This is a genomic window from Amycolatopsis sp. NPDC033938 (assembly GCF_055575975.1).
Window position 1 is genome coordinate 71,180 of sequence record NZ_JBVIRO010000001.1, and the last position, 7,830, is coordinate 79,009.

The 7,830-nt window shown below is 69.2% G+C and carries 5 protein-coding genes; 4 read left to right on the top strand and 1 reads right to left on the bottom strand.

Translation table 11 applies throughout. From position 1 onward, the window contains the following. The first annotated feature begins 2 nt into the window (after positions 1-2). Together ACZ5ZX_RS00390 and ACZ5ZX_RS00395 are read left to right on the top strand one after the other, a co-directional pair. Positions 3-1,112 (top strand): pentapeptide repeat-containing protein, encoded by a 1,110-nt coding sequence (locus ACZ5ZX_RS00390; protein WP_465499945.1) that lies wholly within the window; start codon positions 3-5, stop codon positions 1,110-1,112. Further along, a complete protein-coding gene (locus ACZ5ZX_RS00395) occupies positions 1,109-2,071 on the top strand; it encodes a hypothetical protein (RefSeq protein ID WP_465499946.1) in 963 nt (320 codons plus the stop codon). Before ACZ5ZX_RS00390 ends, ACZ5ZX_RS00395 begins: the two co-directional genes overlap by 4 nt. On the opposite strand, the gene purL is transcribed toward ACZ5ZX_RS00395, so the two are convergent. Continuing rightward, complete coding sequence (gene purL, locus ACZ5ZX_RS00400) at positions 2,013-4,298, bottom strand: phosphoribosylformylglycinamidine synthase subunit PurL (RefSeq protein ID WP_465500988.1); 2,286 nt, start codon at positions 4,296-4,298, stop codon at positions 2,013-2,015. The two genes, ACZ5ZX_RS00395 and purL, sit on opposite strands and share 59 nt — an antisense overlap. A gap of 119 nt (positions 4,299-4,417) precedes the next feature. Between purL and ACZ5ZX_RS00405 the strand changes: the two genes are divergently transcribed. Both ACZ5ZX_RS00405 and ACZ5ZX_RS00410 read left to right on the top strand, forming a co-directional pair. Then, positions 4,418-6,043 (top strand): ABC transporter ATP-binding protein, encoded by a 1,626-nt coding sequence (locus tag ACZ5ZX_RS00405; RefSeq protein WP_465499947.1) that lies wholly within the window; start codon positions 4,418-4,420, stop codon positions 6,041-6,043. Further along, positions 6,040-7,767, top strand: a complete 1,728-nt coding sequence (locus tag ACZ5ZX_RS00410; protein WP_465499948.1) for an ABC transporter ATP-binding protein — start codon at positions 6,040-6,042, stop codon at positions 7,765-7,767. The genes ACZ5ZX_RS00405 and ACZ5ZX_RS00410 overlap by 4 nt, the downstream gene beginning before the upstream one ends. Positions 7,768-7,830: the final 63 nt, after the last annotated feature.

Sequence of the window (7,830 nt, forward strand, 5' to 3'; positions counted from 1 at the left end):
AGATGAAGCGGTCCCTCCGCTCTCCACTGCTCTGGACGTTCGTCGTCTCGCTCGTGCTGCTGCTCGCCGTCGGCGGCTGGTTGCTGACCGATCCGGCGACCAGCCGCAGCGAGGCACTGAAGACCGGCGGTCTCGCCGGCGGCGCCATCGTCGCGCTCTACGCGTTGTGGCTCAACGACCGGCGCCGCCGCGTCGAGGAACGACGGCAGGAGATCGAACGGCAGCGGCAGGAACTCGAACTCCGGCGGGCCGACCAGGACCGCGACCGGATCTCGGACGAACGGTTCGCCAAGGCCGTCGAGCTGCTCGGGCACGACGCCGACCAGGTGCGGGTGGGTGCTCTGCACGCGCTGGCCGGGCTGGCCCGCGGACGGGCGATCTACACGCAGACCGTGCTGGACATCCTGTGCTCGTACCTGCGGCGGCCGTTCGAGCATCCGCGGTACGCGGACACGGCGAAACGGCCGGGGAACACCCCTCCCAAAGAGGGCTCGGAAGTGCAGGATCAGGAACTCCAGGTGCGGCAGACCGCGCAACGGCTCATCGGCGAGCTGCTGCCGGCCGCGGATTCCGAGGGCACCCGCGGCTACGACCTCGACCTGACCGGCGCGGTGCTGGAGTACTTCGATCTGTCGGATCGCAAGATCGGCAAGCTGTTGCTCCGCTATGGCGGGCTGTACAACAGCACCAATCTGTCCGGTTGCGTGTTCCTCGGGCCGGTGTACCTGACCGGCGCCGGTACGAAGGAGAAGAAACGCATCGGCTTCTTTCGGTGCAGCGGCGCCAAGTTCACGCAGCGGGCGTGGTTCAGCGGGGTGCAGTTCTCCGAGGACGTCGAGTTCGACGGCACCGTGTTCGCGGGCGAAACGTCCTTTAAGGACAGTGTCTTCGCGAAGAACGCCGTCTTCACCGAAGCCGAGTTCGAGAAGGCCCTGGACCTACGCCGTGCGCGGTTCGAAGGCTTCAGTGACCTGAAGTTCCGCAAGGCACCGGATTCCGTGTCGCTGTACAACACGACGGTGGAACCGGCGAGGGATCACGAACTCCCGGCGGGCTGGGTCGTCGAGACCTTGCCCGACGGCCGTGCCCGGCTGACGGTGAAAGACGGATGAGGCGTCTGCTCCGGTCTCCGCTGCTGTGGACGTTGCTGTCCTCGGTCGCGGTGCTGATCGGCGTCACCGCCTGGTTGCTCACCGATCGCGCGACCAGTCGCGGTGACGCGCTGAAGACCGGCGCTCTCGCCGCCGGGGCGATCGCCGCGCTCTACGGACTTTGGCTCAACGACAGGCGAAGGCGGACAGAGGAGGACAGGCACGAGATCGAGCGCAGCCGGATCTCGGACGAACGCTTCGCCAAGTCGATCGAACTACTGGGCAACGAGGCCGACCAGGTCCGGGTCGGGGCGATGCACTCGCTGGCGGGGCTGGCCAGGACCAGGCCGGAGTACCGGCAGACGGTGCTCGACGTGCTGTGCGCGTACCTGCGGCGGCCGTTCGAACACCCGAAGTTCGACCACGACCGCGAGTGGGAACCCCCGGACAAGGCGGCCGCGGAACGCGAACGACTGGTCAGGCGTGCGGCCGAACGGCTGATCCGCGACATCCTTCCCCACGCGGGGACCACCGGGCCGACGCTGTCGCTCAACCTCAGCGACGCCCGGCTCGACGACCTCGGGCTGACCGGCAGGCGGGTCGGCTGGTTCGGCGCGGATCGCAGCAAGATATCGACGTGTCTCAACCTTTCCGAGGCCGAACTCGCCGGGAAGGTCTCGCTCAGGAACGTGACGATTCACGGCAGGTTCGACGTCACCGGGGCCGAGTTCAAGCGGAAAGCGCTGCTGGACAACCTCGTCGTCGAAGCGCCTGTCGACCTCAGCGTGGCCACCTTCGCGGTCCCGCGGACACGGGTGGGTTCTTTTTGCGCGCCTGGTTCTTTTGGTTGGTGTGGGGCGTTTCGGGTTATACCCCGAATCGCCACTCACGACCACCTGTACCGAACGGCCGCCCTCAGCCTCAGCCGAACAGGGCCGGGAGGGTGCGCTCCCAAGTCTCGCGAAGCTCGTCCAAGGTGAACTCGGTGATGTCCTGGAGTTCGAGCGAGCCCGATTCCGGGTCCACCACACCGGTCTTGCGCCACGGCATCCCGCGCGCGGTCAGCATCTCGGTGAACCGCAGTTCCTCGGTGCGCGGCACGGCGACCAGCACCCGGCCCGCGGACTCGGAGAACAGCTGCACGAACGGGTCCTGCTCCGCGTCGAGGAAGACACGGGCGCCGCACTGTCCGATGAGGACGGTCTCGACGAGCGTCTGGATCAAGCCGCCGTCGGAGATGTCGTGCGCGGCGGAGATCATGCCGTCGCGGGAACCGGCGATGAGGATGTCGGCGAGCAGCTTCTCGCGCGCCAGATCCACCCGAGGCGGGCGGCCGCCGAGGTGGCCGTGCAGTTCGCGCGCCCAGGCGGAACCGTCCAGCTCGTCGTGGGTCTCGCCGAGCAGCAGCAGGGTTTCCCCCGCCTCCGCGCCGATTCCGGTCGGGATGCGGCGGGTGACGTCGTCGATCACGCCGAGCACGCCGACCACCGGTGTCGGCAGGATGGCCGTGTCGCCAGTCTGGTTGAAGAAGCTGACGTTGCCGCCGGTGACCGGGATGCCGAGTTCGACGCAGCCGTCGGCCAGACCGTGCACGGCCTGCTCGAACTGCCACATCACACCGGGGTCGGTCGGCGCGCCGAAGTTCAGGCAGTCCGACACCGCGACCGGCTTCGCGCCACTGGTGGCGACGTTGCGGTACGCCTCGGCCAGCGCGAGCTTCGCGCCCTCGTACGGGTCGAGGAAGACGAACTTGCTGTTGCAGTCGGTCGAAACGGCGACGCCGCGGCCGGTCGACTCGTCGATCCGGATGACGCCGGAGTCCGACGGCTGCGCGAGCACGGTGTTGCCGCGCACGTAGCGGTCGTACTGGGAGGTCACCCATTCCTTCGACGCCTGGTTCGGCGACGAGATCAGCTTGAGGATGTCGGCGCGCAGTTCGTCCGAAGTGGACGGACGCGGCAGCTTCGCCGAGGTGTCGGCCTGCAGGGCGTCCTGTGTGGACGGTCGCTGGATCGGCCGGTCGTACACCGGGCCCTGGTGCGCCACGGTGTGCGCCGGGACGTCGACGACGATCTCGTCGTTCCAGGTGATGACCAGGTGCTCGCCGTCGGTGACCTCGCCGATGTCGGTGGCGATGACGTCCCACTTCTCGCAGACCTTCATGAACGCCTCGACGTTCTCCGGCGAGACGACCGCGCACATGCGCTCCTGCGACTCGCTGGAGAGCACCTCCGCCGGGGTCATCCCGGTGGCCCGCAACGGAACCCGGTCGAGGTAGATGTGCATACCGCCGTCACCGGCCGCGGCGAGCTCCGACGTCGCGCAGGAGAGCCCGGCGCCACCGAGGTCCTGGATGCCGACGACGAGCTTCTGGGAGAACAGTTCGAGGCAGCACTCGATGAGCACCTTCTCGGTGAAGGGGTCGCCGACCTGGACACTCGGGAGCTTTTTGCGGCCACCCGAGGATTCGTCGCCGGAGAAGGTGTCGCTCGCGAGCACGGACACCCCGCCGATGCCGTCGAGGCCGGTGCGCGCGCCGAACAGGATGATCTTGTTGCCCTTGCCGGAGGCGAAGGCGAGGTGCAGGTCCTCGACGCGCATCGCGCCGACGCACAGGGCGTTGACCAGCGGGTTGCCGGCGTAGCTCTCGTCGAACACCAGCTCGCCGCCGATGTTCGGCAGGCCGAGGCAGTTGCCGTAGCCGCCGACACCGGCGACCACACCGGGCAGCACGCGGCGGGTGTCGGGCGCGTCGGCCGGACCGAACCGCAGCGCGTCGGCCACGGCCAGCGGGCGGGCGCCCATCGCCATGATGTCGCGGACGATGCCGCCGACGCCGGTCGCGGCACCCTGGTACGGCTCCACGTAGGACGGGTGGTTGTGGCTCTCGACCTTGAAGGTGACCGCCCAGCCCTCGCCGATGTCAACGACGCCGGCGTTCTCGCCGATGCCGGCGAGCATCTTCTCCTTCATCTCGGGAGTGGCGGTCTCACCGAAGTAGCGCAGGTGCTTCTTCGAGGATTTGTACGAGCAGTGCTCGCTCCACATCACCGAGTACATCGCCAGTTCGGCGTCGGTCGGACGGCGGCCGAGGATCTCCCGGATCCGGGCGTACTCGTCGTCGGCGAGGCCGAGCTCGACGTACGGCTGACTCTGCTCCGGAGTCGCCTCGGCGCGCGCGGTGGTGTCGACGTCGGTGCTGGTCACGGTGTCCACATCAGGGTTCGCCACGGCCTTAAGAGTAGGCGAACGCATAGGGCGGCTCGCCGTCGCCCACGGATAAATCGGTCGCGCCTGCGGTAGCGATTCGCTTACCGTCGATAATCGTGCTTTCCGCCACATATCCCTTTCCGCGGCTGCGGCTGCCCGCCAAGCCGACCGCCTGGCGTTACCTGGTCGCGATGATGCTCGCGCGGCCGGGACTGCTCGTCGTCTCGGCGATCAGCGGTGCGCTCTGGTCATTGCCGATCGCACTGCTGCCGGTCGCGATCGGCCGGGGCATCGACGCCATCGGCCGGGGTGACGGCGACTCCGTCTGGCTGTGGGGTCTCGCCGCGGCGGGACTCGGGATCGCGCAGACGCTCGCGGGAACGGTGCAGCATTTCGCCTCCTACGGCTGCTGGGTGCACGGCGCCGGGGTCACCCAGCGCCTGGCCACCGAACAAGCGGCGAAGCTGGGCGCGAATCTGCGGGACACGACCACCACCGGGGACGTCGTCGCGATCACCACCAGCGACATCAACCCGATCGGTGACTCCTTCGAGGTGCTCGGCCGGGCCTTCGGTTCGCTGATCGCGTTCATCGTGTGCGCGACGGCGCTGCTGACGACGTCTCCGCTGCTCGGCGTGGTCGCGCTGGTCGGCGTCCCGCTGGCGGTGGTGGGCATCGGACCGCTGCTGAAGCCGCTGGAGAAGCGCCAGACGAAACAGCGCGAGGAGAAGACCGAGGTCAACGCGCTCGCCGCGGACATCGTCTCCGGCCTGCGGATCCTTCGCGGCGTCGGCGGGGAGAAGCAGTTCCTCGACCGCTTCCGCCGCTCCAGCCAGCGGGTCCGGACGGCCGGTGTCCAGGTCGGGCGCAGCGAGGCGTGGCTCGCGGCGGCGGAGGTCGCGCTGCCGGGTCTGGTCACGGTGGTCATCACCTGGCTGGGCGCGCAGCTGGCGATGAACGGCACCATCGGCGTCGGTGAGCTGATCACGTTCTACGGCGTCTCGGTGTTCCTCGTGATCCCGGTGACGACGGCGACCGAGTTCGCGGGCGTGCTGAGCGCCGCGCTGGTTTCGGCGCGGAAGGTGTGCAAACTGCTGTCCACCGAACGCACGCTCGCCGAACCGGAGAACCCGGTGCCGCTGCCGGAAGGCCCGCTGGACCTGTACGACGAGACGTCCGGGATCAAGGTCGAGGCGGGCAAGCTGACCGTCATCGACGTCGGAGCCGACGCCGAGGCGGTGGCTTCGCGGATGGCGCGGTTCACCGATCCGGACGCACCTGCCCTGGCGGGCGGGATCCCGGTGAACCAGGTCGCCCTCGACGAACTGCGGCGACGGGTCGTGTTCGCGCACAACCAGGACATCTGGTTTTCCGGGGTGCTGCGCGAGCAGGTCACCCCCGCCGAACCCGGCGACGTGGAGATCACCGAAGCGCTGTACGCGGCGGACGCCGACGACATCGTGGACGCGCTGCCCAACGGCGTCGACGAGGTCATCGGCGAACGCGGACGTGAGGTTTCCGGCGGTCAGCGGCAGCGGCTGAACCTGGCCCGCGCGCTGGCGACCGACGCCGACGTCCTGCTGCTCGACGAGCCGACTTCGGCCGTCGACGCGCACACCGAAGCTCGCATAACCGAACGCGTCGCGAAGCTGCGACGCGGCAAGACCACCGTCGTGTTCAGTCAGAGTCCTTTGTGGACTCACGTGGCCGATGTGGTCGTGAGTACGAAAGTGCCCGCATGAAAAAGCTGCCGTTGGCAGACAAGCAAGACGTCCGACGATGGATCAAGGAGACCGCGCGCGACAACAAGCGCGAGTTCTCCGTGATGATCGGCCTGTTCTGCGTCGCGACCGCGATCGGGCTGGCCGGGCCACAGCTGCTGGGCGCACTGGTGGACGAGGTCGTGGAAGGCACGACGACCACCACCATCACGCTCCTCGCGATCGCGTTCGTGGTCGTGCTGGCGGCGCAGGCCTGGTTCAAGGGGCTGGCGCGGCTGCGTGCCCGCGTGTTCGGCGAGCGGATCCTCGCGCGCAACCGCGAGGAGTTCGTGGGCAACGCGCTGAACCTGCCGCTGGGCACGGTCGAAGCGGCAGGTACCGGTGACCTGCTCAGCCGAGCGACCACCGACGTCAGCCGGATCGACCACGCGGTGCGCTTCGGCGCGCCCGAGATCATGATCGCCGCCGTCACAGTGGTGTTCACCGTGGTGGCGATGGTGATCACGTCGCCGTTCCTCGCGCTGGGCCTGCTGGTCGCGCTGCCGCTGCTGGTGCCGGTGAACATCTGGTACCAGCGGCGGATTCCCGACGTGATGCGGCGGATGCTGGACCGGTGGGCCGAGCTGCAGTCCACCACGCACGAGACCGCGGAGGGCGCGCGGACGGCGGAGGCGCTGAACCTGACCGGCCGCCGGATCCGCGCCGGGCACGACGGCCTCGAAGCGTCGATGCTGGGCGAGCGCAGGATCCGGGCGCTGCAGATGCGGTGGATCCCGTCGCTGGAGATCAGCTACGTGCTGCCGGTGCCGGTGATGCTCGGACTGGGCCTGCTCGCCTACTCGAACGGCTGGGAAGGGCTCGGCACCATCACCGCGATGCTGCTGTACTCGCAGGTCATGACGGGTCCGCTGAACGAGGCGCTGTTCTGGCTCGCGGACATGCAGGTCGCCGGTGCCTCGCTGCGGCGGCTGCTGGGCGTGCGACCGCCTTCGTCGGTCGCCGCGGCTTCGGAGGCTCCGCGCGGACAGGACATCGAGGTCCGCGACGTCCGGTTCGGGTACAACGAGGACCGCGAAGTGCTGCACGGGATCGATCTGCGGGTGCCAGCCGGTGAACGGCTGGCGATCGTCGGCCCGTCGGGGGCCGGCAAGTCGACGCTGGGACGGCTGCTGGCCGGGATGTCCGCGCCGACGTCGGGTTCGGTGCGGATCGGCGGGACTGAGGTGTCGACGCTGCCGGACGACGTCCTGCGCGGCGAGGTCCTGCTGCTGACCCAGGAGCACCACGTGTTCTCGGGGACGCTGCGGGACAACCTCACGCTGCCCGCCGGTGACTGGACCGACGACAGGCTGCTGGCCGCGCTGGACTCGGTCGGCGCTTCGGAGTGGGTGGCGAGCCTGCCCGAGGGGCTGGACACGCGGGTCGGGGCCGGTGCGGTCGCCGTACCGGCTGCGATGGCGCAGCAGCTCGCGCTGGCCAGGGTGGTGCTGGCCGATCCGCACACGCTGGTGCTGGACGAGGCGACGTCACTGCTGGACACGGGTTCGGCGCGGGAGCTGGAGCGTTCGCTGAGCGCGGTGCTCGAGGGGCGCACGGTGATCGCGATCGCGCACCGGCTGCATACGGCGGCCGCGGCGGACCGGGTCGCGGTCATCGAGGGCGGCCGGGTGACCGAGCTGGGTTCGCACGCGGAGCTGCTGGCGGCGGGCGGGCCTTACGCGGCGCTGGTGGCCGCGGCTTCGTGAGTGGGTCCGGCAGCGGCTGCGCGTGAAGGCCCCCTTCCCTCGGCTGAGCCGAGGGAAGGGGGC